This window comes from Flammeovirga pectinis, assembly GCF_003970675.1.
GTDB lineage: Bacteria > Bacteroidota > Bacteroidia > Cytophagales > Flammeovirgaceae > Flammeovirga > Flammeovirga pectinis.
In genome coordinates this window covers 2313371-2335698 of the sequence record NZ_CP034562.1, presented here as the reverse complement: position 1 = coordinate 2335698, position 22328 = coordinate 2313371, and the positions used below count along the sequence as shown (strand labels likewise).

Sequence of the window (22328 nt, the reverse complement as noted above, 5' to 3'; positions counted from 1 at the left end):
TCTAAAAAAAAGCACAATGATGTAAATTCATTGTGCTTTTTTTTACTTTTACAAAGTAATTAAAAACTAGTATACTCCAATAGAAATAAAATGTCTGTTTATTACACAAAAAGACTTAACGATTTAGATCAAGTAATAGAAGTAGAAGAGAAGAAATCACAGAAATTCTCATGGCTTCGATTACTCGTAATACTTATGGGTGCTGTATTGACCTATTTGGCGAGTCAATTTACAATTGAGGCTGTTATAGGTGTTCTTTTAGTAACACTTCTGCTATTTATATTAATAGTACGTGTTCACGGTAAACAGCAGGTAGGGCTTAACTATACAAAAATTAAAAGGAAGATAGCCAAAAATGAATTAGATGTTGCTGAGGGGGGAGAAAACTTTTATGATGACGGTGTTGAATATCAAGAAAGTGCACTTCTTTTTGGACACGATTTAGATGTATTTGGTAAGCATTCTCTATTTCATTTTATAAATCGAACATCAACATATTGGGGTAAAAGTAAATTATCTTCCTTCTTTTCTGAAGAAACATTTTCTACTCCAAAAGAAGAAATTAAAAAAAGGCAGGAAGCCGTAAAGGAACTAGCTGATAAGCAGGGTTTTTCTGAAGATTTAAAATTGTATTTATACGATGATACTAAAAATCAGAATACGCATCAATTTAAAATAAATAGCTCTTTTTTAAAGAATTTTAGTTTTAATAGTGAGAAAAGGTTAAGTGCTTATTTAGTAGCTGTTCCTTTTATATGGATCGCTGTATTAATTGGGTTTGTTTTAGGATCAAGTTGGGCATCTCCTTTGGCTTTGGTGACTATTATTATAAACTTTTCTATTATGAATAATGTAGGAGGACAAGTAGGCTCGTTTATGAGAAACTTGGATAGTACCTCTCATTCTTTAGATAGATTAGCAAATGCAATCAAATTAATAAGTGATGAAACTTTTGAAAGTGAGCTGATTAAAGAGAAAGTGAGTGATATTAGTGGAGGTGATTTTTATACACCTTTGCTGAAATTATCGAACAGTATTCAGCAATTAGATATACGAAAGAATATGATGGGATTAGTAATTTTATATACTATTATTCCATTTGATATTTTAGTAATCTACAAGATCAGAAAGTGGTTTGTAAAATACCCAGATCTATTTGATAGATTATTTGATATTATCGGTAATCTAGAAGCTTATAATAGCCTTGCAGTTACCTGTAGAAATAACCCATCTTGGGATATGCCTTTGTTATCTACTGATTCATCTTTTATAATTAAAGGAGAAGAAATTGGACATCCATTGATTTTTAGCGGAGCAAATGGTCATGAAGATGGTGGAGTAAGAAATACGTACACATTAGATAGTTCTAATAGAATTAGCATTGTTACTGGTTCTAATATGTCGGGTAAAAGTACATTTTTAAGAGTGATAGGGGTTAACCTTCTTTTGGCTTATGCAGGTAGTGTAGTTTGTGCTACAAAATTTGAGGTAGGGAAAAGAGTGAAGTTGATAACATCAATGCGAATAGCAGATTCTTTAAGGTTAAGTGAATCTACTTTTAAAGCAGAATTGGAACGCATTAAATTAATAATAGAATCAATTGATAAGAACGAAGATTGTTTATTCTTAGTTGATGAGATGCTAAGAGGAACGAATTCAGTAGATAAATTAAAAGGATCTTTTGCATTACTAGAGAAGCTTAAAGATGCGAGTGGTGCTAATATTATTGTAGCTACTCACGATTTGCAATTATCTGATTTTGAAAATAACGGGCATCAAAATTTTACATCAAACTACCATTTTGATTTCGACTACTCCCATAATGAATTTGATTTTGATTATAAATTGAAAGATGGAGTTTGTCAAAAGTTTAATGCATCATTATTACTTAATGAGTTAGGTTTAAAAACGAACTAAAAAAATGGAGGTAAATCAAATTCTTGATCTACCTCCATTTTTTTATGCTTTCTGAATTAGAGCAACTGCATGAACAGCCATTCCTTCTTCTCTACCTACAAAACCCATTCTTTCTGAGGTTGTAGCCTTTATAGATATATCATCTTCATCAACACTCATTACATCTGCTAAACAATTTTTCATAGCGGGTATATGAGGGTTAATTTTCGGTTTTTCAGCAACAATTGTACAATCAATATTACCTAATTCCCAACCTTCTTTTCTAACAAGTTCCATTACATCTTTTAGTAATATTTTGCTGTCAATGCCTTTATACTGAGGGTCTGTGTCCGCAAAATGAAAGCCAATATCTCTCATATTAGCTGCTCCTAAAATTGCATCACAGATTGCGTGTATTAAAACGTCTGCATCTGAATGACCTATTAAGCCATGTGTATGTTCAAATTTAATTCCACCAAGCCAAAGTTCTTCACCTTTACCTTGTCTATGAACATCATATCCTTGTCCTACTCTAATTTTCATATTTATAAATTTTGCGTAAATATATTAATTAAAGTAACCGATTTAAAAAGAACAATTCTATCTGACGTAAATTGGAGGTAATAAATTGATATGCTTTTTAAAATGATAGACCAAATGCTACGTAAACACCAAAATTACGAGAATCTACAGTTTGATATGTCGTTCTCCAAATTGTATATACTCTTACTACTTTAAAAATATTTTCTATACCTGTCCCTACTTCTACGTAAGGTAAATCAGATTGTAAAGGTTTAGCATCTCTACTAGGGTCATATACTTCACCTGGTAAGAGTTGTGGGTGTACTGCTTGATTGGAATTCTGAGAACTTAGTTCGCCGTACATAATATTACATATACCAACTGTTCTCCATCCAAGCTTTTTTATTAGAGGAATTCTATTTAGGATATTTCCTTCAAACCTATGCATAAGTTGAAGTGAAGCCCATTTATCACCAACAAATTCACCTAAGTTCATTAAGTTGAACGCAAATCTATTATATAGAACAGGAACGTTATTACCAAACGGCATAGCAAGCATTGGGAATGGTGCTTTTGTTGGGATTATACCCCCAGATAAAACGTAAGAAGATGTACCGTATTTACCGATTGCTAATTTCTGATCTATTCCAATTCTAATCTGTTGGTAACCATAATTACTACCTAAGAAATCGGGAAGTCCGAGTGTGTAATCAATAGTGAATCTAGGTGTATTATCTTGAGCAATTAATTTCCTTTTATGACCACGAGTGGCAACATATTTATGACCAAGGCCATAAGTTAGTTTAAAGTATAATTCAGAGCCATTTAAGCGGTCATAAGTAGGTGTGCCATTTTCAAAGTCACCTTCTTGTTTATAGGGAAATAATGGGTCTAGAATTCTTTTACTAAATTTTCCGATTATATTTAAACCTCTAGTTAAATCAGTCTCGTACCATAATGAAGCATTTTTTTCCATATATGGGTACCTCATGTCGCCCCACCTAAGTGCCGCAATAAATAGAGGTCTAGAATTAAAATTGGCTTGGTTTACACTTACTCTTCTTAAATCATTATAATAAGATACACCAATAATACTCCACTTTTCTCTATTTGTGATATATCTAAATGTACCACCGTATTTCCATTCTTTATCTTTTGTGCCATAAGCAGCAAAACCAGATAAAGCTATTTTATTACTGAATTCATTATTAGTTCTGAAACCCAATTGAAACCTACTTGATTCCACACTATTGTTAGCATATAAGAAGGGTATAGGGCCAAGTTCTATTTTGCCGAATTTTTTATGTCCACTTATTATCATGTCACCAACACCAGCAATTAGCTTAACTCTTGGAGTATCTTCTGCTGAGTCAATCATAGAAAAGACCTGTTCTTCTTTGAGGGTAAGTTTTTCAGGCCTGTGTTTGTTCCAATATTCAGCATTACTATTTACATATGCATCAGTGTCTACAACAACTGGTTGCTCGTAAAATTTCCTAGGCTTAGGTTTATCAATAATAAAACCTTTGTTTGAAACTTTAATATTGATCTTCACTTTAGCCCATTTATCAGCAATTTTACCTACTGAAAGTATAAAGTCTTGTTTTTTAGGTAACCAAGCGTAAGTCTCATTTTGTAAAATTGGAATATACTCTTGATCAATATGTACACTATCAACAAAATTTATGTTAGCACCTTTACCTAGTGTTGCGTCTATTTTTACTAATGCAAAATTATTTACACTATCAGCAATATATATTGTACCGTTAAATGCTAAATCTTCTACTCTACGAGGTTCAAAATCTATTTGATGACATTGTATTCCATTTATATCTACTTTTTTGGGTTGTAGAGTATAGTCATAGAAATTTCTCCATTCTGAAGTAATAGGAGATATGAAGCTTTTGTTTAAGAATAAAAATGAATTTCTATATAAGTTGAAATCAACAAAAGAAGAACCAACTATCTGAGAGACCATTTCGTCATCGTCAGGACCCAAGCTACGTATTCTGGATTTAAGAATTTCTTCAGTTTCAGCATTTGGGTTTTTGATAAAATAAAGATTAGAATGCGTTTCTGCAGAGAAAATAGGAATGATAGGCTGACCAGTTTCATCAGTAATCTGTTCAAAATTATCAAATGAATTAAGAATATCTTTAACAACTTTCTTTTGCTTGAAATTCTCATTTACATTTCCAACCCAAATGTCAGTTTTAGTATAGCTTTCATATTGATAAGCTTTTAACTTAGTTTTGTCATTAATGTTCTTATTATCTTGAACACTTCTTAGGATTGGCCAAGCCGGATTTTCCCACTTTTTTGACTTAATAACAACTTCATCTAATTGTTTAGATGATTCTTTCAGTTTTATTGTAATATCCCTTGAGACATTACTTTTATTAAGTTTTACCTGCTTTTTGGTATAACCCATGAAAGATGCAATGATTGTGCATTTAGTAATGTCACCATCAAACGGAATATTGAATACTCCATTGATATCAGATAAAGTACCTGTTGTTGTGCCTTCAATATAGACACTTGCATAAGGGATTGGGTCAGATGTTTTAGCATCAATAACATGTCCCTTTATGGTATAAGAATTTTGTGCAAAGAGGTTAAAATGAATAACAAGAAAAAGTATCACACTTAAAGTTCTCATCAAATAAAATAACTTTCTATTACTGTTTTTAAAAAAAATCATCATAAATATTAAAAACAGCTGTATATAGTAATAACTCAGCCGATGTTTAGATTGTAATCTGCAAAGTATTAAAATAAGTCTATTACAACAAACATATAACTGTTAAGGGTTTTGATGTAATGGAAAATTTATAAAAAAAACGTATAATATTGAAGTTTATTTACTAAATAATCTATTCGATTAACTAAATTGCAATTTTAATTTCAATAGTGGATTTGAAAACAAACTATGCTAGCACTTATATTTTATCTTCCTTTCTTGTTAGTTTTTGCATTATTTGGCGTGTATGCCGAAAGGAAAGTATCTGCGTGGATTCAAGATAGATTGGGCCCTGTTGATGTTGGCCCTAAGGGATTATTACAAACATTAGCTGATATTCTAAAGTTGATGATGAAAGAAGATATTATTCCGAAAGCAGTTGATAAGCCGATATTTAAAGTAGCTCCAATTATAATTTTCATGCCTGTTTTTGCAGCCTTTGCAGTACTCCCTTTTACAAATGGATTGTATGGTTCGCATTCTAATGTAGGTGTTTTTTATGTATTGGCTATTTTGTCGTTAGAGGTGTTAGGGATTTTAGCGGCAGGGTGGAGTTCTAATAATAAATACTCTCTATATGGAGCAATGAGGTCTGCGGCTCAAATGGTGTCTTATGAAGTACCAATGGGATTGTCTGTTTTATGTGTAGTCATGACCTGTCAGAGTTTAAATACAGAAGTGATCTCATTTCAACAAGGTATACTAAGTCAAGACACTAATTACTTGTTTGGTCTAAAAGCATTAGGTATTGATATAACTAATGTAGGAGGAATTTTATCATGGAATATTTTACGAAACCCGTTCCTTATTATTGCCTTTGTTATATTTTTCATATCATCTCTTGCAGAAGCAAATAGAGCACCTTTTGATATTCCTGAAGCTGAATCTGAATTAATTGCTGGATATCATATTGAATACTCGGGAATGCGTTTTGCTTTCATGATGCTTTCAGAATACGGGGTAATGTTGCTAGGTTCTGTTTTTGCGGCTGTATTATTCTTAGGATCTTGGAATACTCCTTTTGTAAATATTGGAAGTTTTGCACTAGCAGATTGGACAACGGGAACTTTAGGTGAGATATCAGGGTATATTTGGGGTTTTGTCTGGCTAATGAGTAAAGCCTTTGTACTTATATTTATTCAAATGTGGGTAAGGTGGACATTACCAAGATTGAGAGTTGATCAGTTAATGTCGTTGTGTTGGAAATACCTAACACCTGCAGGACTACTATTAGTCTTTATAACAGGTGTTTGGCGTTTATGGATGATTTAAGAAGAAAACCATAGTAATCGTTTCATGATTGATATGGTTTGCATTTTATAAATCAAATAAAGATTTTAAAGCCATCCATAAATTTCTTTTCTTTTCAACATCAAGTAATAATTTTGATAAACTATCTGCAGCAACTGCTGGTAAGCTATCAATTTCTGTTGGAACATATTTAGGAACTTCATCCCCACTAATAGGGCTTTCGTTTCTATTAATAAAATATAGATAATATTTAGGAGACAACTTTTCTATTAATTTAGGGAGGTTGTCTTTTTGTTCCAATACATTTATTACAGCAACTTCTTGCAGTGTTAATTGTAGAGCACCGAGTATTTTTAAAAGTAATTGAAACTCTTTACTTCTAAAGATATCTATACCGCTATGCTCTATAAAAATTACAATATTTCTTTTGTTTTCCCCGTAGTAATCTGTAGGTAATTGCTTTTTAATTACTTTTTTAGGTAAAACTATGGGTGCTTCTAAAGTTTTTTCTATTTTTTTTTCTTCTTTATTTTCATCAACTAATTCTTCCTCAGGTATTTCAATCTCCTCTAATTCTTCAGGGAATAAATACAGAGTATCAAACATTTGTGATAAAAATCCTAGTTCATTTTCCATGTCTCAAATATAAGCTGATTTTAATAAAGTTGTTTTTTTTTAATATGAATTTGTGTTATTATTTTTATTACAAATATTTACAATTATTTTTGGGCTTGAAATTATTTTGACAAAACCTGATCAAATTATAAATTATGGCGTTAAGCTCACAAATCAGACAATTAGGGAAAGTGGCATTAGCATGTGGCTTAGCTACAACCCTTATCGCATGTGGTGGATCTAATGATTCATCTAAGGATGAAGCAAAAAAAGAAATCGCTGCTCAAAAAGCGACAAATGCTGATTTCAACATTATTTTGAATAATGCTCCAGAGCCAACTGATATTCCAGTTTTATTGGAAAGAAGTGGTGCTGACTTTGATGCTACTTTACTTAACAGTAAGGATAAAGCTCAATCATATACAATTTCTGATGTATCATCGGCTTTAAACTTCGGTGTATATGTATCAGATATTGCTTACTTATCTGCTTTTGATAAAGCACAAGAAGCAATTGATTACTTTAATACAGCAAAACAACTTTCTGATAAGATTGGTGTTACTCAAGCAATGGGTAAAGACCTTAACGAAAAGTTAGAAGCTGCATTATCAGACAAAGAAGCTATGCTTAAGGTTATTTCTGAGTCAGAAAGCCAAGTTAAAGCATTCTTAAATACAAATTCTCAGTACGATGTAGCGGCATTAATCATTACAGGTACAACTTTAGAAGGTTTACATATCTCTTTAGGGTTAGTAAACAATGCTCCAAAAGATTTACCAGAAGAAGCAAGAAATGCTCTTTTAGTAGATTTAATGAGTTCTATTGCTAAGCAATCTTCTTCTGTAGATGCTATTGTAACAATCTTAGCACCTCTTAAAGATGGTAACGAAGCTGCTTTAGTTTATTACAATGAATTTGTTGATTTACAAAAGGCTTTTAAGAACTTACATTTCGAAGAGAAATTAAAGGATAATAAAGGTACGTACCAACTTAAAGCTGAAGATCTAAGAGATATCACTGTAAAAGTTGAGAAAATCAGAAAAATGACTGTTAGTAATTAATCAAAATTACTTATAATCAGATATAAGAAGTCCTGTGGTTTGTTATCACAGGACTTTTTTGTTAATTTATAATTAGTATCTATATCATTAACTAAAAATAATCTTGTTATGGTCTTGAGTTTTTAACTCAAACTATACAAATTACCTGATTTATGAGCGAAAAAGTATTAAGGTCGCTAACCAAGTTATTTGCAATAATGGCGTGTGCTGACGGATCTATTGATGAGGCACTTAAGATTCTAGAAGAATACCTTAAACACACCCTTCATGAGAGTAACACCAATATATATGTTGAGATTTTTGAGCGTCAAGCAAGACTTGATGTAGATGAAAATCAGATTAAACAAATTGCAGAAAGTGCAGCAAAAGATTTAACCCTAAGACAACGTGTTGTTATGGTGATAGATCTTTTAGAATTGGCATTTTCTAATGATGTATTCTCTGACGAAGAACAGAAGATACTAAAGACAATTTGTGAAGCATTTAATTTAGACTTTGAGCGTTTAGATAAGATGCAACGGTTTTTAACAACCAATGATATTGAGAAACTAAGTGAGGTAGGACATTGTTTGACAATCTCAAACAATAAAGAAGGCTATGATAACAAGAGACATTTATATAGAGCAGAGGTTACAATTCCTCTAGCAGTTTTATATATGCCCCTTGCTAGGATGTATTTTGTTAAAGTAACCTCTAGTACACACCTTTATCAGCTCAATGGAGAACCATTGAACTTAAATAGAGCGTATCCTATTGATGTGGGAGGGGTAATTAGAATAAATACCCAAAGTGGTGCTAATCTTTACCATTCAGAGATGGCAGCTTTATTTATCAATAAAATTGACTCTGATCCTATTTCTTTTGAAGCAAATAATATCAATTACTTTTTTGGTAAAAAACAAGGTTTACACGGAATTGATATAGTTGAAGAAAGTGGAAATATGGTTGCCTTAATGGGGGCTAGTGGCTCAGGGAAATCAACTTTACTTAATGTATTAAACGGTTCAAGTAAACCAAAAGACGGTACGGTATTAATTAACGGAATAGATATATATAAAGAGAAAGATGAAGTGAAAGGTATGATTGGGTATGTACCTCAAGATGATCTTTTAATTGAAGAGCTTTCTGTTTATGAGAATTTATATTATGCTGCAAAATTAAGTTTTGCTCATTTCTCTGATGAAGAAATTGAGAAAACTATCATGAGAACCATCGAAAATCTTGGTTTATATGCAGTAAAAGACCTTAAAGTTGGTAACCCATTAGAGAAAACAATTAGTGGTGGACAAAGAAAACGATTAAATATTGGCCTCGAACTCTTAAGAGAACCAAGTATCCTTTTTGTTGATGAACCTACTTCTGGATTATCATCTCAAGATTCTGAAAATGTTATTGATCTTTTAAGACAATTAACTTATAGTGGTAAATTAATTTTTGTAGTTATTCACCAACCGTCATCAGACATCTATAAAATGTTTGATAAATTGTTGGTATTAGATACTGGCGGATACCCTGTATATTATGGTAACCCAATTAATGCAGTTTCTTACTTTAAAGGAGAAGCAAATTATGCAGATGTAGAAAGTGAGTGTATTCGTTGTGGAAATGTAGATTCTGAGCAAGTTTTTGAAATTATTGAATCAAAAATTCTTGATGAGTACGGCCGCAGAACTAGAAAGAGAAAGTGGAAACCTACGTATTGGTGGGCTAAATATAAAGAACATGTTGAGGTTCCTGAAATCGAGACTGTTAAAGAGAAACCTAAAAATGCATTGGAAATACCTTCAATGCTTAAGCAATTAAGAATTTTTATTCTTCGTGATCTAAATACGAAGTTCAACAATAAGCAATATGTTGCAGTAAACTTATTACAAGCACCATTATTAGCTTTAATGCTTTCTTTAATTGTTTATTTCTATCATTTAGATGAATTAGGAAATAGAGTAGATTATGTTTTTAGAGAAAACATGAATATGCCTTCCTATGTTTTTATGGCTGTAATTGTTGCACTCTTTTTAGGGTTGATGATTAGTGCAGAAGAACTTATAAAAGATAGGACAATCCGGAAAAGAGAAAAGTATCTCTCACTGAGTAATACATCTTATCTATTCTCTAAAATGGCTATTCTATCTGGAATGTCAGCTATTCAAATTATTGTATTTGTTGTTATAGGGAACACAATAATGGGTATTAAAGGATTATATGTTGAGTATTTTGCCATGTTATTTACAACAGCCTGTGTTGCAAATATGATAGGTTTAAATGTGTCGAGTGCCTTTAAATCTGTAGTAACTGTTTATATATTGATTCCAATTTTACTTATCCCTCAATTACTTTTAGGTGGAGTAGTAGTTCAATATTCTAATATCAATCCTATATTCAAAAATCAACAAGGTAAAGTTCCTTTAGTAGGCGAATTAATGGCTTCTAGATGGGCTTTTGAAGGATTAATGGTGGAACAATTTTCAGATAATATTTTTGAGAAAGAATTCTTTGATGTAGATACTGAAATATATTCAGCAGATTATTTAAGAACATATTATTATCCTACTTTGATAGGTAAAATAGAAGATTGTAAACTTTATTTGAATGAAAACCATGACGGTAAAATTTCAGAGTATAGTTATCATGATAACTTAGATTTACTATCACATGAGTTTCAAAAAATGGAGGTGTCAAGTAAGTTTGATGAAAAGCCTACTATTCAAACTAATTTTGATATTGCCACCTTTGATATTGTTGAAGCAAACAAGGTTCAGAAGTATTTAGAAGAAACAAGAAGGCATTATAATCAAGTATATATTTATTGGAAGAAAAAGAAGGAGGAAAGAGTACAAAAACAATTATCAGAGTTTGGTAAGAAACGTTATTTACAATTGAAAGATATTTATACCAACGATAAAATATCTGAGTTTGTAACTAATATTGTAACTACAAAACGAATAGTAGAATATGGTTCTAAATTAGTACAGAAAATATATCCTATCTATAATCTTCCTGAGGCTAAAGCAAATCCTTTTGAATTTAGAACTCATTTTTATGCTCCTAAAAAATACTTTATGGGGCAATTTTTCAAAACCTTCTGGTTTAATATTGCTGTAATGTGGGGAATGTACATTATTATGGCTATAGCGTTGTATTTTAGGTTATTAGCAAGGTTAGTTCGTTGGGTTGAACTAAGATTTGCAGATAAAGATAATATCAGATTATAAATCAAAAAGCTACCAAATTAGTTCAAACTATTTTGGTGGCTTGCTTTTTGTGAATGAGTATTCATAAATAAATATTCGTTATATTATTTTTGCTCTCTTGTCTTATCCGTAAAAAAAGTTGTTATTACGGAGATTTTTAACTGTTAATTATTTGAATAAATAAGATGAAACAATCATTACTTACTGTACTTATCGTTTTTACTGCGTTCGTTTCTACTTTCGCACAAACAACAGAAATTTCGGATGTTACGTTGCAAAATAAAATTGATGTAGACGGAACTTCTTTAATTCTAAATGGAGCGGGGGTACGTTCAAAATACTTTTTATCTTTATATGTTGGTAGCTTATACTTACCAGCAAAAGTATCTGATGCTAATAAAATACTATATAGTAAAGAATTAAAAATGATTCAATTAGATATCATTTCTAGTTTAATTACAGCAGAGAAAATGGAAGAAACTGTAAGAGCTGGGTTTAAAAACTCATTGAATGGTAATACAGCACCTTTACAAAAAGAAATTGATGCATTTATTTCTGTATTTTCTGAAGAAATAGAAACAGAAGATATATTCAAATTTGTATCTGACGGAACTTCAACAAAAGCATATAAGAATGATAAACTTCTTACAACTGTTGAAGGAGAAGAGTTTCAAAGAGCATTGTTTGGTATCTGGTTAGGAAACAAACCTGCGGATAAAAAGCTTAAGAATTTAATGTTAGGTCAATAATATTTGAAATGAAAAAAGCCACATTCTAAATTAAGAAATGTGGCTTTTTTTATCAAAACCCTCTTTCAAAAATTAATTTGGAAGAGGGTTTTTTGTTTTATCTTTCTAAAGTCATATTGTAGGCTTCTACATAGTACTTATAAAGTTCGTTCCAGTCGAAATGAATAGAAGATTGCTCTACAGTATTTCTTTGAGATATTCGATCTCTACGGTCTGTAGTAACAAAATCATACATATAATTAGCAAGTTCCTCTGCAGAATGAGAGTAATCACTATTTTTTCTATGAATTACTTCGATACCTTCTACTTTAGTACGCTTTAGATCGTTGATCACAAAGTCACCAAAACCAGCTAAATCAGAAGTAACTGCAGGTATTCCTCTTGCAACACATTCCATAGGAGTATAACCCCACGGCTCATAATAAGAAGGGAAGACCCCTAAATGACAACCTCTAACAAACTCATCATAATCAATTCCGAATAATGGATTCATAGAAGAAACAAAATCGGGATGATAAACAAGTTTTACGCGGTCACTTTCGTAATTTAAAAGACCAGATTGACGAGCAAAGTTCAAGATATCATCTTTGCTATCATCTTTTAAATTGTGTGTTGTTATGAACGGAAGTCTAGAACTTTTCCATGATTGTACAGTACGTCTTAATTGTAAACGTAAACTTTCTGGAATTAAATCTTCTATACTTGGTGTTTCGTAAACATCACCTTTAGATGCTACATAGAATAAGCGTTCTCCAACACTTTTTTCCATTGCATCACAAATTTTTCTGATTTCACCTAACACTGCTCTAGATTCTAACTCAATTGGATTAATCGAATCGTAATCTTTTTTAGTGATAAAGAACGTGACAACAGTTTTGTTGATGTTATTTACTTTAAGTTTATGATTTAAACGAGCTAATGCTTCTAAAGTTAAATCAAAACCTTTGTTTTTGTACTCATATCTACCAGAGGTGAAGAAGTACAAAGTATTATTTAAATCAAATGAGTAAGATTGGAAGAAATGTCCCATTACAAACTCATGGATTTTTTGTTTATATGTTTGATGTAAGTTTTGAGATTCGTGTAGTGCCTCAAAACGATTAATATTAATACCGTTTGGAACAATAGCATCAGTATCTCTACCTAATAAATATTTACATTCTACAGCAGTTAGTCTACTTACAGTAGAAAATGTATGTGCTCCATGTGCAGCTGCCCTTTCTATAGCAACTTGAGGTAAAATATTAAAATGTGTAGCTTCTTTTTCCCAATTATAAACACCTTTCTCTAAGTGGTTATAAAATTCAGGATCATTCATTGCTAAATAACGACCAAGAAGAGTAGCGTGAGTAGTAAATACAGCTTTAATATTTAGCTTTCTTCTTCTGATTTCAGGAATTGGTAAACCGACCATCCACTCATGCATATGAGCAATCACCTTTTGCTTACCTTGGTTAGTATTATCAAGCTCTTGGAAGAAGTCTGTAATCTGACTAGAAAGCATTAATGTTTGATCATACAGTGCGTCTCCATCGAAAGAAGGAATATTATGACTTTCCCAATATGATTTTTTGATATCTCCTAACTTCCATGCTTCGTTTAGAGGGTTGAAAAGTATAACTCTTGGACGACCAGAAACTAACCATCTACCATAAAATACCTCATATCCTTTAGCTCTTAAAGATCTAACAGTCTTTGATACAAGATCATCACCTTGGTCATCAATTGGTTCAAAGATTGCGGATACGTTATCACTAACATAAGGCCCTATTAAACAATAATTTTCATCTCCAACAGTAGATAAAACATTTAATATCTTAGATTTTATAACGGTGTAAATTCCACCTACTTGGTTACACACCTCCCAAGCTCCTTCAATAAGAAGAGGACGTTCTTTTAAATGCATGTTTTCTGGCATTATAGTTTTGGTAGTTTAAATTTTGTTTTGTTGTAGTATTCAACCGATTGCGACAAATATACAATTCATAATTGATAATTCTTTTCTCAGAAAGAAAAACAGTTGCTGATTGGAGAAAGATTTTTTTTAATTAGTATTTATTAATAATTAAACTATTGGTTTTAAGTTGCTTGTAAATAAGATTTAATATTGAAAGGTAGTAATGACATCTATTTTATTTTATATTCGTAAAATTCATTATAATTCTTTTATTTTGAATAGAAGAAATTTAGTAATTAACATACGAAATAGACTTAATCATGAACAATTTTGAAAAGGTAAAAGGCTATTTGATCAACCTAGGTTACGATATTAAAAGCGAAGACCAAACTGAAGAATTATTTATTATTTCTGATGAAGAAGAAGGACTTTTAAATGTAATTGTAGATTGTGAAGATCCAATTTTAATAATTGAGATGCACCTTTTAGATTTAACTGATAATAACTCAGAATTCTACCGTACTTTATTAGAGAAAAACAGAGAGTGTGTGCATGGTGCATTTGTAATTGATGCAGTAGGCAATAGAGTATTATTTAGAGATACTTTAGAGCTTGAAAATTTAGACGAAAATGAAATTGAGGGTACATTAAATGCCTTTAAACTTGTTATTGGCGAAAATTACGATTTATTACTCAATTACGCACACAACTAAAATATATATTTATATGTCATTTTTTAAAAGGATATTTGGATGGATGTCTGCAGAAACAAATGCAGCTTTAGATAGTTTAGAAGACCCAATTAAAATGACGGATCAAGGGATTCGTGATTTAAAAAAGGATTTAGATGAAAGTTTACAGGGGTTAGCTCAAGTAAAAGCAATATCTATAAGAACTAGAAAAGAATACGAACAGCACCGTCAGGCAGCTGGTGATTGGGAAAGAAAAGCAGTTTTACTTTTACAAAAAGCGAGCTCAGGACAAATTGATGCTGCAGATGCAGATAGATTAGCCACAGAAGCACTTTCTAAAAAAGAACAGGCTGTTCAAGCGGCGGCTACTCATGAGAAAATGGTGAATCAAAATGATGGACAAGTTGCTAAAATGGAGCAAAATGTACAACGTTTAAAATCGCAAATTTCACAATGGGAAAATGAAGCGAAAACATTAAAAGCAAGAGCAAAAGTATCAGAAGCTTCTTCAAAAATCAATAAACAACTTGCTAGTATAGATTCTACAAGTACTGTTTCTATGTTGGAAAGAATGAAGAATAAAGTGGAGGAACAAGAAGCTTTAGCAGAATCTTATGGAGAAATTGCAGATTCAAATGTTTCTATTGACGAAGAAATTAATAAAGCAATTGGACCAGGTGCTGGCTCATCTTCTTTAGCTTTAGAAGAGCTTAAAGAAAAAATGAAATTAGGAGCAGGTAAGAGTGATTCTACTTCAGCTTCGGCAACTAATGAGGGACAATCTGATTTAGATAAATTAAAAGAACAACTTAAAGATAAGTAATACATTAAAGGTTTTACTTATCGTACAAAATTAAAAATCACTTTACAGTACAGATCTAACTTTGAAAAGTTAAATTTTGGACTATAAAGTGATTTTTTTTTATCCTTTATTCTGCAATAATTCTTCTGTTTAATTGAATTTTAAGGTGTATTTAGTAGTTTTATGTAAGCAAAGAGATTTAAATCTCGGTTCTACCGTCTTTTTGTTAATTTTGTATACTCAAAATACATTGGAACTGTAATACAATTATAAGTTGTAATTAATTCATTTTTTATCATTGGAACTTATTTCACTAAGGTAATGAAAATCAAAAATCAAATTTTTTCTTGTGCTGTCCTTGTACTTGCACTTTTATTGTCGACTTCATCTTTTGCTCAAAGTAAAAAGAAATTAAAGCAGATGAACGAGCAATTAACTACTGAAAATACTGAACTTAGAAAAGGTAAAACGGATTTAGAAAAAAAATCTAACTCGTTAACTGCGATGAATGATCAGTTGAAGTATGAAGTTGATGGCTTAAAGTCAGATATTAGTTCTTTACAACAACAGAATGAAAAATTACAAACTGAAGTAGATGCTTTAGAATCTGAAAATAGTGAATTAGTAGCTTCTGCAGAAGTTGCAGCTAACACTACTTCTTCAGGAACTTCGGTTTCATCTGGTTCAAACATGCCTGCTAGTACAGGTCAATGTTCAAGCCGTCAAGGTCAATTACAGGCTAACCATACTTATTTTGTAAATTTAAGTAGTCAAATTATTTCTCATGGATGGGGTGTACAAGTATACTCTTCTAGAGAATTATGTGATGCACAAGGTTATGCTGAGAAGTTCCAAGAGCATTATAAAATGTGGAAAACATATGTGAAAGTTACAGAAGAAGGTGGAAGCCAAGTATATTCTGTAGTTTATGGTTCGTTAAAATACCAAGATCAAGCTAAAGTTTATTTAGAAAACTTTAAAAAGATTGGACGTAATTCTGATGAGCAAAATGCAGTTTTAGTACAACACTAAAACTAAATCTACATAAATAGGAAAGGAGACCAAAAGTCTCCTTTTTTTTATACACAATATGGAATATTTATTGTAGTATTAAAAGTTAGGTTATTTTTAAAAGGTTAACATCTATTCTCTCATAGTGAAAAAGCAATCTGTAGCACATACTTGGAAAAAAATTATACGTTGGTTTTACGTATACTTCGTTGTGTGTTTTGTTATTGCTGTGGGTAATTTCAGTTCTTATAGACAAGTAGAAAACCAAGATTTATTATTAGATAAAATTTTGGAAATACGTCATATGACATTGAAAATGACCTTAGCTGCGCAAGAATTTCTTTCTTATGAGGCACATTATGAAGATTTCCATAAATCTAGAACTGCAACACCAATAATGGCGGAGTACCATAATATTGATAAAGAGCTAACAGCTTATGTTGATAAAATGATGAGTACTAACGCTACGTGGAAAATAGATAATGAGCAAGATTTACAACAGTTTAGGGTTTTTCTAAATGAACATAGAACTGTTTTCTCTCAAATTATCACAAAATTAAAATTTCGAGGTTCTCCACATTCAGGAATGATTGGGGATTTACAAAAAAGAACAGAAGCGCTTGGAAGAGAGCCTTATGTTAGTGTAGTATCCTTGGAAAAAATGAAACTATTAGAAAAGAGTTATTTATTATCTGCAGATACTTCTGATTTTTATAAGATTAGAAAGATCAATCATCAGATGCAAAAAGAAGTAAACGCTATTTCGATGCCTGATGTACATAAACATCAAATCTTAAATAATTTAAGAAGGTATAATTCTACTTTATTAAGAGTAGTAGAGGTAGATGTTAGAATAGGTTTTAGAGGTGATATTGGCCTTACCCTAACATTACAAAAAAGAACAGAAGACATAATTAGTTTAGCCGATAAAATGTATCGAGATGCTAAATTAAAGAAAGATATGTGGATGTCTTATAGCCGATGGATTGCAGTAGTATTCGGAACTTTATCAGTTGGTGTATTACTTGTGTTAAGCCTAGCTACGAATGATGTCATAAGTAAAATGAAATAAGCTATACATCCTCTTCAGGGATGATATTATCTAAGTTAAATAGAATTTTAGATAACGGTACAGCTAAAATGGCAAATGCTATTAAAAAAGCTCCTCCGTAAAAATAGATATCCATAATTTCACTTTCCCCAAAAAAGAAATAGGCCATTATACCTCCATAAATTGGTGATAAATTATTTGCAAGAGCTACACTAAAAGGGTTAATTTTCTTCATTATTGCTACAATAGAAGAATAAGCAATAATTGAAAAGACGATAGCTAATACCAAAATTAAAGCAAAATCCGTAATTGAAGGATAAGTAAATGCACCTACTTTTATGTGTTTTAAATAATAAGGTAGTGTAATTGCTGTAGAGGCAAAAGCTCCAATCATTTGGTAAAAAGTAATAACTAAGTTATTGTATTTTTTAGATAATCTAGATGTTAGAATAGTAACAATAGCAGCAAAAAATGCGGCAAATATTGCTGTAAACATTCCGCTACTATAGGCAAAGCTTGAACTGAAAATCATGTACACACCAAATAAAGCACACATTCCTGTCATTGTTTCGTTAAATGTAGGTTTCTCTTTAGAAAAAATAGGATAGATAAAACTCACCCAAATAGGGGTAGTTGCCATTCCTACAAGAGTTACCGAGGTATTAGAGGTTTTGGCAGCTGTAACAAATAAAACCCAGTAAATTGAAGTTAGAACACCTGTAAATACAAGAAGTAGAATGTGAGAAGTCCTGACTCTTAAATCAATTTTTTTGTAAATTAATACACAAAAAACAACAGCCAGGGCAAGAAATGTTCTAATAAAAACAATTTCAAGAGACGTAAGATTGATGTAAATATTTATAATAGGAATCATGCTGGAACATAACACCCAAAAGTGTAATTCTCCATACAATCGTTTATCCTCAGAATAACCTATTTTTTTTAATATAGTATTTAATGCCACGTTAGTTTTTTATTAGTAACAATTGTTTCCACAGAATTTAAAGTACTACTTTTTTATTCAAAAGCATAGAAATTCAATGTTTCTTAAAAATTTTCTCTCCCACTTTTACTTCAGTTTCTAAATGATTTTCGCTTGGTGGTATCGGGCAATCAAAATTTTCATTGTATGCACAATATGGATTATAAGAAGTATTGAAGTCAATAGTGGTTTGAAGTTGTCCTTTTTTTACATTGTGTAATTCAATATATCTTCCAGCCCCATAAGTATCTTTTCCAGAAGTTTTATCTGTAAATAATACCATAACAACATCTTTTGTTAGCGGATTACGCATAGCATCGGCCAATAAAGTAAGTGAAAGACTTTTTCCGTTTAAATGAAATTTAGCAAGTGCTACTTTTTTATAATTTCTTGGAAGCCCTTTTGTTGTTTTAATTTTTACTGTTTTTGGTAAACCGTACCATTCTAAAGATGCATTTACTTTAAAATCAGCATTTACTGGAAAATAACTTAACGCTTTGAATATCAATTTCTCATCTTCAGTAAGAGGAGATGAACTTTCGTCTTTGAATTCAGTATCTTTTTTTTCTCTTTCAGAGGTGATTTCTGTAATATACTTTTGAGTATCTTCTTCAGAGGTAGAGTTGAAATAAGAGTAACCTAGAAAGATTACAACAAATAGGAATACAATTCCTTTTAAAAAAGTTGAAGGTTTCATTTTAAATGTTTTTTCAAAATTAATACAAAAAATAATAATCAGTTTATCTGATATAGGATAATTTTAATAAATAATTGTATATTGCATAGCGTAAAATAATTATTATGTGTTTTTATTATCAAATAATATCATGGTTAAGCCTGTTTATAACATAAAGGACCACGATTTACTATCATTACTACAAAAGACTTTGCTATTTGAAGGGTTCGTTGCAGGATATAAATTTTATTCTGAAAATGACTTGGAATGGGAAGTGATGCGAAATAAATTAAACTTAGTTCGTTATTCAAATAATGAATTTGATGACAACGCTGTTGCAGTTTTTGCAGGTGATAAGATGATCGGATATGTTCCAAAAGCTAATAGTAAAACTATTGCAGAATGTTTAGATAAAGGAGAAGAACTTTATTCTGAACTGATTCATGTAGACCCTGTTGCTGCAGATAAAAATAAAGTGTTCTTTAAAATTTGGCGATTTAAAGAAACACATTAATTATTTCTTTCTGCGTTTTAGTCTAACAATTGGTCCATTGTGATCAAATAACGATTCTGGAAGTGATTCTTTAATTTTAGTATATGACTGTGCTTGCAGTTCTATATTTTTTACTAATTCAATACAATTAATTTTAGAAACCTTATCATTAAAGTATTTCTGTAATGCTTTATTTAGCGGTTTTCGTTCTTTAAACTGATGTACAATCAGATCAAAAATACTGCTTTTTCCCCAAGTATTTTTTGTGTAATTTTCTGGTGTTTTAATAAATTGAGAACTGTTTATCTTATAATTATTTGCTTTGTCAATATCATCTCCTTCTACAACTTGAACTTCAGAAGTTAACTCATTTGTATAAATAGATGCTTTAAAACACTCTTTCCCAATTTTTGCCCATTTCCAAAAATCATTTAATAATGGAATCCTAGGTGGTAGGGCAATAAGTTCTTTTTCGTAATCAATTTTATAAAGAGGATGTGATACAATTGCAAAAGTGTAATAGAAGATATTTTCTTTTGTAAGAAGTGCCTCTTTGTACTCTCTTTCAATTTTAACTTTTTCTATTGTATTAATTTTTTCTGAGATACTATTTACAGCAGAAGAAATATCAGTCACTAATTGCTTTTTCTGAGGCATATTTTTATACAACTGCAGCATTTTAGTAGTTAATTGATTGGAGGTCGCAACTACTTTTTCAAGTGGCGTTTCTTCTTCTTCTGTATAATTAAAAAGTGTTTTAGTGTATTTATCTAAAACTGGTAACCTAGAAGTATGTCGTGAAATTTGTTCTAAACTAGGAATAAGAGTTTCTAAAATTGATGAAACAGTATTTGTTTTTCCTACTTCTGGTAGTCTAGGTAAGTAATACTGTTTAAAACGATTAAGTGCCCAATCACTAATGTTTTCTGAAGAAGAACCGTCTTCTTTGTAAACCTTAAGTGGTAATATGGTATTCCTTTGTTTTCTTTCAAAAAAATCTGATAATATTGGAGATGTACAAGGAATGCTTTCAAAACCATATTCTTGATTAGCAGATAATACCAAAGAAGGATTTTCTTTATTAAAACCTAAGAGGTGACTACTCTCCCAGGTTGAAACATCTAATTCTGAAGCATAAATCCATTTTTTTGTAAATGGTTTTACGTAAGCACGTATTATATTCTTTTCATCAAATTTAGATAGTTGGTCATCTAATTTGAGGGTGTTACCTTTCTTTTGACTTTTCTCAAAAACTTTGAGCTTATCTTTTAATTGTTGTTTATTAAAATCTGTAAACCAAGTCTTGTTTTTAAGCTGAATTGTAGCGACAGATTGGTTAAATATACTTTTCTCTTTCTGACTATATAAGCAAAGAAACTTACTATATTCTTCAGAAGATAATGTAATCCAATCATCAGAATCGTTGCTAATGGGAGAGAAGTCTTCTAGATAGCTAGGAGCATAATAAACGCCCTCATGTTCATCATCTTTACTAAAAATAAAACAATATATAATTTGATTGGAGTATAAATGTGCTTGAATATAAACTCTACTACAAATTGATTTAGTTTGCTGTCTCCATTGCTTAAATTCTGGAGCTGCTGCTAGAGAATGATCACCTCTAATAACTAAAATGCCATTATTACCAAGACGTTCTTTAGCCCATAATAACCAATACGATACAGGATTCCTTTTCTGATCTGAAGAGAAAACTTTCTTAACTCTACTTGTCCATTCTTTATGAGCTGTTCTATTTCCTAAAGACATTTGCTGAATTGTACCAAATACAATCTGAACAGGGTCACGGTTTAGGTTGGTTAATTTATTTAAGTTTGAGTCTTCTTCAGCAAAATTTAAATGTTTTTGCCCTTGAGGTAAAATATCTACAAAGCTTAAACTGTTTCCGAAAGAACGGTTACTCTCTGTCGCATTTACAGTACTCCAATAATAAACAAGCAAGTCGTAACATACTAAAGTGTTAGATTTAGCTTCAATATCTAAAAAAGGAGGTAAGGTAAAAGAAGGGTATAAATATTGGGCGTCTTTTCCAGAATTATTTAAATGTTTTCTCATAAGAGATTTAAACATTCCTAAGAAATAATTAGGTAAAGGTTCGCCTTCTTCTCTACCCATTAATTGAGTGAAAAGCTCTTCTTTATTTTGTCCATTTTGAAGTAAAACATCAATTGTTGTTTTTAATTGATTTTGAGTATCAGAGAGAACTTCATTCTCAGAGAATTGCTCAATAATTTCTTCAAAAAGTATATATATATGATCAGAGAATACAGCCTGTAACGCACTCTTATCTTTCAAAGAAAAAAGAATTTGTTTACTCACAACATGCTCACTGATCAATCTTAATAAGTCATCTATATTAAATGTAGAAAAGAAAGACTTTTTAAAAGCCTTGATCATCTCTTTTCCATTTTCTTGGGCTTCAGCTTTGTAATTACCTGCAAATAATAATTGCTGCTGTAAGCTTTGAATAGCTTCTCCTATCAAACTATTTATGTCTTTTTTTAAACATTCTACTATGAGATTACTAATTGTTTTCTACTGTGTATTTTGATTTTATACATTACACAAGAAATTCATGTTAGATAATCATTATTGTTCTAAATCCGATTAGTATATTCGCTACTAAATCAGATTTAAGACAAACGTCGTAAAATTAATAGTAGTTCTCGTCCTTTGGACAC

At 31.0% G+C, this 22328-nt stretch carries 17 protein-coding genes; 10 read left to right on the top strand and 7 right to left on the bottom strand.

Features of this window, described 5'->3' with window-relative positions; translation table 11 throughout:
- Positions 1–90 precede the first annotated feature (90 nt).
- Entirely contained in the window at positions 91–1917 is a 1827-nt protein-coding gene (locus EI427_RS09300; RefSeq protein WP_126613914.1) for a MutS-related protein, read from the top strand.
- Positions 1918–1959: 42 nt separating this feature from the next.
- On the opposite strand, the gene ispF is transcribed toward EI427_RS09300, so the two are convergent.
- On the bottom strand, positions 1960–2439 hold the full coding sequence (gene ispF / locus EI427_RS09295) for a 2-C-methyl-D-erythritol 2,4-cyclodiphosphate synthase (protein WP_126613912.1): 480 nt from the start codon (positions 2437–2439) through the stop codon (positions 1960–1962).
- Between the two features lie 97 nt (positions 2440–2536).
- A complete protein-coding gene (locus EI427_RS09290; protein ID WP_126613911.1) occupies positions 2537–5122 on the bottom strand; it encodes a DUF5686 and carboxypeptidase-like regulatory domain-containing protein in 2586 nt (861 codons plus the stop codon).
- Between the two features lie 225 nt (positions 5123–5347).
- On the opposite strand from EI427_RS09290, the gene EI427_RS09285 reads away from it, so the two are divergent.
- Positions 5348–6430: a complex I subunit 1/NuoH family protein gene (locus EI427_RS09285; protein ID WP_126613909.1), complete on the top strand. Its 1083-nt coding sequence runs from the start codon at positions 5348–5350 to the stop codon at positions 6428–6430.
- Positions 6431–6475: 45 nt separating this feature from the next.
- Here the strand turns inward: EI427_RS09285 and EI427_RS09280 are convergent, their stop codons facing one another.
- Positions 6476–7045, bottom strand: coding sequence for a hypothetical protein (locus EI427_RS09280; protein ID WP_126613907.1), 570 nt, complete (start codon positions 7043–7045; stop codon positions 6476–6478).
- Between the two features lie 134 nt (positions 7046–7179).
- Between EI427_RS09280 and EI427_RS09275 the strand changes: the two genes are divergently transcribed.
- The 3 genes from EI427_RS09275 to EI427_RS09265 all read left to right on the top strand — a co-directional run bounded on the left by EI427_RS09275 (position 7180) and on the right by EI427_RS09265 (position 12025).
- Entirely contained in the window at positions 7180–8085 is a 906-nt protein-coding gene (locus tag EI427_RS09275; protein ID WP_126613905.1) for a hypothetical protein, read from the top strand.
- A 152-nt stretch (positions 8086–8237) separates the two neighbouring features.
- On the top strand, positions 8238–11297 hold the full coding sequence (locus EI427_RS09270; protein WP_126613903.1) for an ATP-binding cassette domain-containing protein: 3060 nt from the start codon (positions 8238–8240) through the stop codon (positions 11295–11297).
- A gap of 164 nt (positions 11298–11461) precedes the next feature.
- Positions 11462–12025: a chalcone isomerase family protein gene (locus EI427_RS09265; protein ID WP_126613901.1), complete on the top strand. Its 564-nt coding sequence runs from the start codon at positions 11462–11464 to the stop codon at positions 12023–12025.
- 97 nt (positions 12026–12122) lie between these two features.
- Here EI427_RS09265 and EI427_RS09260 read toward each other — a convergent pair whose 3' ends face one another.
- Positions 12123–13931 carry a glycosyltransferase gene (locus tag EI427_RS09260; protein ID WP_126618373.1) on the bottom strand — a complete coding sequence of 603 codons (1809 nt, stop codon included), beginning with the start codon at positions 13929–13931 and terminating at the stop codon, positions 12123–12125.
- A 311-nt stretch (positions 13932–14242) separates the two neighbouring features.
- Between EI427_RS09260 and EI427_RS09255 the strand changes: the two genes are divergently transcribed.
- The 4 genes from EI427_RS09255 to EI427_RS09240 all read left to right on the top strand — a co-directional run bounded on the left by EI427_RS09255 (position 14243) and on the right by EI427_RS09240 (position 17499).
- Complete coding sequence (locus tag EI427_RS09255; RefSeq protein WP_126613899.1) at positions 14243–14635, top strand: CesT family type III secretion system chaperone; 393 nt, start codon at positions 14243–14245, stop codon at positions 14633–14635.
- A gap of 13 nt (positions 14636–14648) precedes the next feature.
- Positions 14649–15437 (top strand): PspA/IM30 family protein, encoded by a 789-nt coding sequence (locus tag EI427_RS09250; RefSeq protein ID WP_126613897.1) that lies wholly within the window; start codon positions 14649–14651, stop codon positions 15435–15437.
- A gap of 300 nt (positions 15438–15737) precedes the next feature.
- Positions 15738–16448, top strand: a complete 711-nt coding sequence (locus tag EI427_RS09245; protein ID WP_126613895.1) for an SPOR domain-containing protein — start codon at positions 15738–15740, stop codon at positions 16446–16448.
- A 124-nt stretch (positions 16449–16572) separates the two neighbouring features.
- Entirely contained in the window at positions 16573–17499 is a 927-nt protein-coding gene (locus EI427_RS09240) for a hypothetical protein (protein WP_126613894.1), read from the top strand.
- Position 17500: 1 nt separating this feature from the next.
- On the opposite strand, the gene EI427_RS09235 is transcribed toward EI427_RS09240, so the two are convergent.
- Positions 17501–18352: a DMT family transporter gene (locus EI427_RS09235; RefSeq protein ID WP_170178433.1), complete on the bottom strand. Its 852-nt coding sequence runs from the start codon at positions 18350–18352 to the stop codon at positions 17501–17503.
- A 163-nt stretch (positions 18353–18515) separates the two neighbouring features.
- Positions 18516–19157, bottom strand: coding sequence for a DUF1684 domain-containing protein (locus tag EI427_RS09230; RefSeq protein WP_126613890.1), 642 nt, complete (start codon positions 19155–19157; stop codon positions 18516–18518).
- A gap of 130 nt (positions 19158–19287) precedes the next feature.
- On the opposite strand from EI427_RS09230, the gene EI427_RS09225 reads away from it, so the two are divergent.
- Positions 19288–19650: an HIRAN domain-containing protein gene (locus tag EI427_RS09225; RefSeq protein WP_126613888.1), complete on the top strand. Its 363-nt coding sequence runs from the start codon at positions 19288–19290 to the stop codon at positions 19648–19650.
- Here the strand turns inward: EI427_RS09225 and EI427_RS09220 are convergent, their stop codons facing one another.
- Positions 19651–22131, bottom strand: a complete 2481-nt coding sequence (locus EI427_RS09220) for a type ISP restriction/modification enzyme (RefSeq protein WP_126613886.1) — start codon at positions 22129–22131, stop codon at positions 19651–19653.
- Positions 22132–22328: the final 197 nt, after the last annotated feature.

Bases quoted from the DNA above. Each gene is read 5' to 3' on its own strand.
- EI427_RS09300 (WP_126613914.1), top strand. From the start codon at position 91: ATGTCTGTTTATTACACAAAAAGACTTAACGATTTAGATCAAGTAATA.
- ispF (WP_126613912.1), bottom strand. From the start codon at position 2,439: ATGAAAATTAGAGTAGGACAAGGATATGATGTTCATAGACAAGGTAAA.
- EI427_RS09290 (WP_126613911.1), bottom strand. From the start codon at position 5,122: ATGATGATTTTTTTTAAAAACAGTAATAGAAAGTTATTTTATTTGATG.
- EI427_RS09285 (WP_126613909.1), top strand. From the start codon at position 5,348: ATGCTAGCACTTATATTTTATCTTCCTTTCTTGTTAGTTTTTGCATTA.
- EI427_RS09280 (WP_126613907.1), bottom strand. From the start codon at position 7,045: ATGGAAAATGAACTAGGATTTTTATCACAAATGTTTGATACTCTGTAT.
- EI427_RS09275 (WP_126613905.1), top strand. From the start codon at position 7,180: ATGGCGTTAAGCTCACAAATCAGACAATTAGGGAAAGTGGCATTAGCA.
- EI427_RS09270 (WP_126613903.1), top strand. From the start codon at position 8,238: ATGAGCGAAAAAGTATTAAGGTCGCTAACCAAGTTATTTGCAATAATG.
- EI427_RS09265 (WP_126613901.1), top strand. From the start codon at position 11,462: ATGAAACAATCATTACTTACTGTACTTATCGTTTTTACTGCGTTCGTT.
- EI427_RS09260 (WP_126618373.1), bottom strand. From the start codon at position 13,931: ATGCATTTAAAAGAACGTCCTCTTCTTATTGAAGGAGCTTGGGAGGTG.
- EI427_RS09255 (WP_126613899.1), top strand. From the start codon at position 14,243: ATGAACAATTTTGAAAAGGTAAAAGGCTATTTGATCAACCTAGGTTAC.
- EI427_RS09250 (WP_126613897.1), top strand. From the start codon at position 14,649: ATGTCATTTTTTAAAAGGATATTTGGATGGATGTCTGCAGAAACAAAT.
- EI427_RS09245 (WP_126613895.1), top strand. From the start codon at position 15,738: ATGAAAATCAAAAATCAAATTTTTTCTTGTGCTGTCCTTGTACTTGCA.
- EI427_RS09235 (WP_170178433.1), bottom strand. From the start codon at position 18,352: ATGATTCCTATTATAAATATTTACATCAATCTTACGTCTCTTGAAATT.
- EI427_RS09230 (WP_126613890.1), bottom strand. From the start codon at position 19,157: ATGAAACCTTCAACTTTTTTAAAAGGAATTGTATTCCTATTTGTTGTA.
- EI427_RS09225 (WP_126613888.1), top strand. From the start codon at position 19,288: ATGGTTAAGCCTGTTTATAACATAAAGGACCACGATTTACTATCATTA.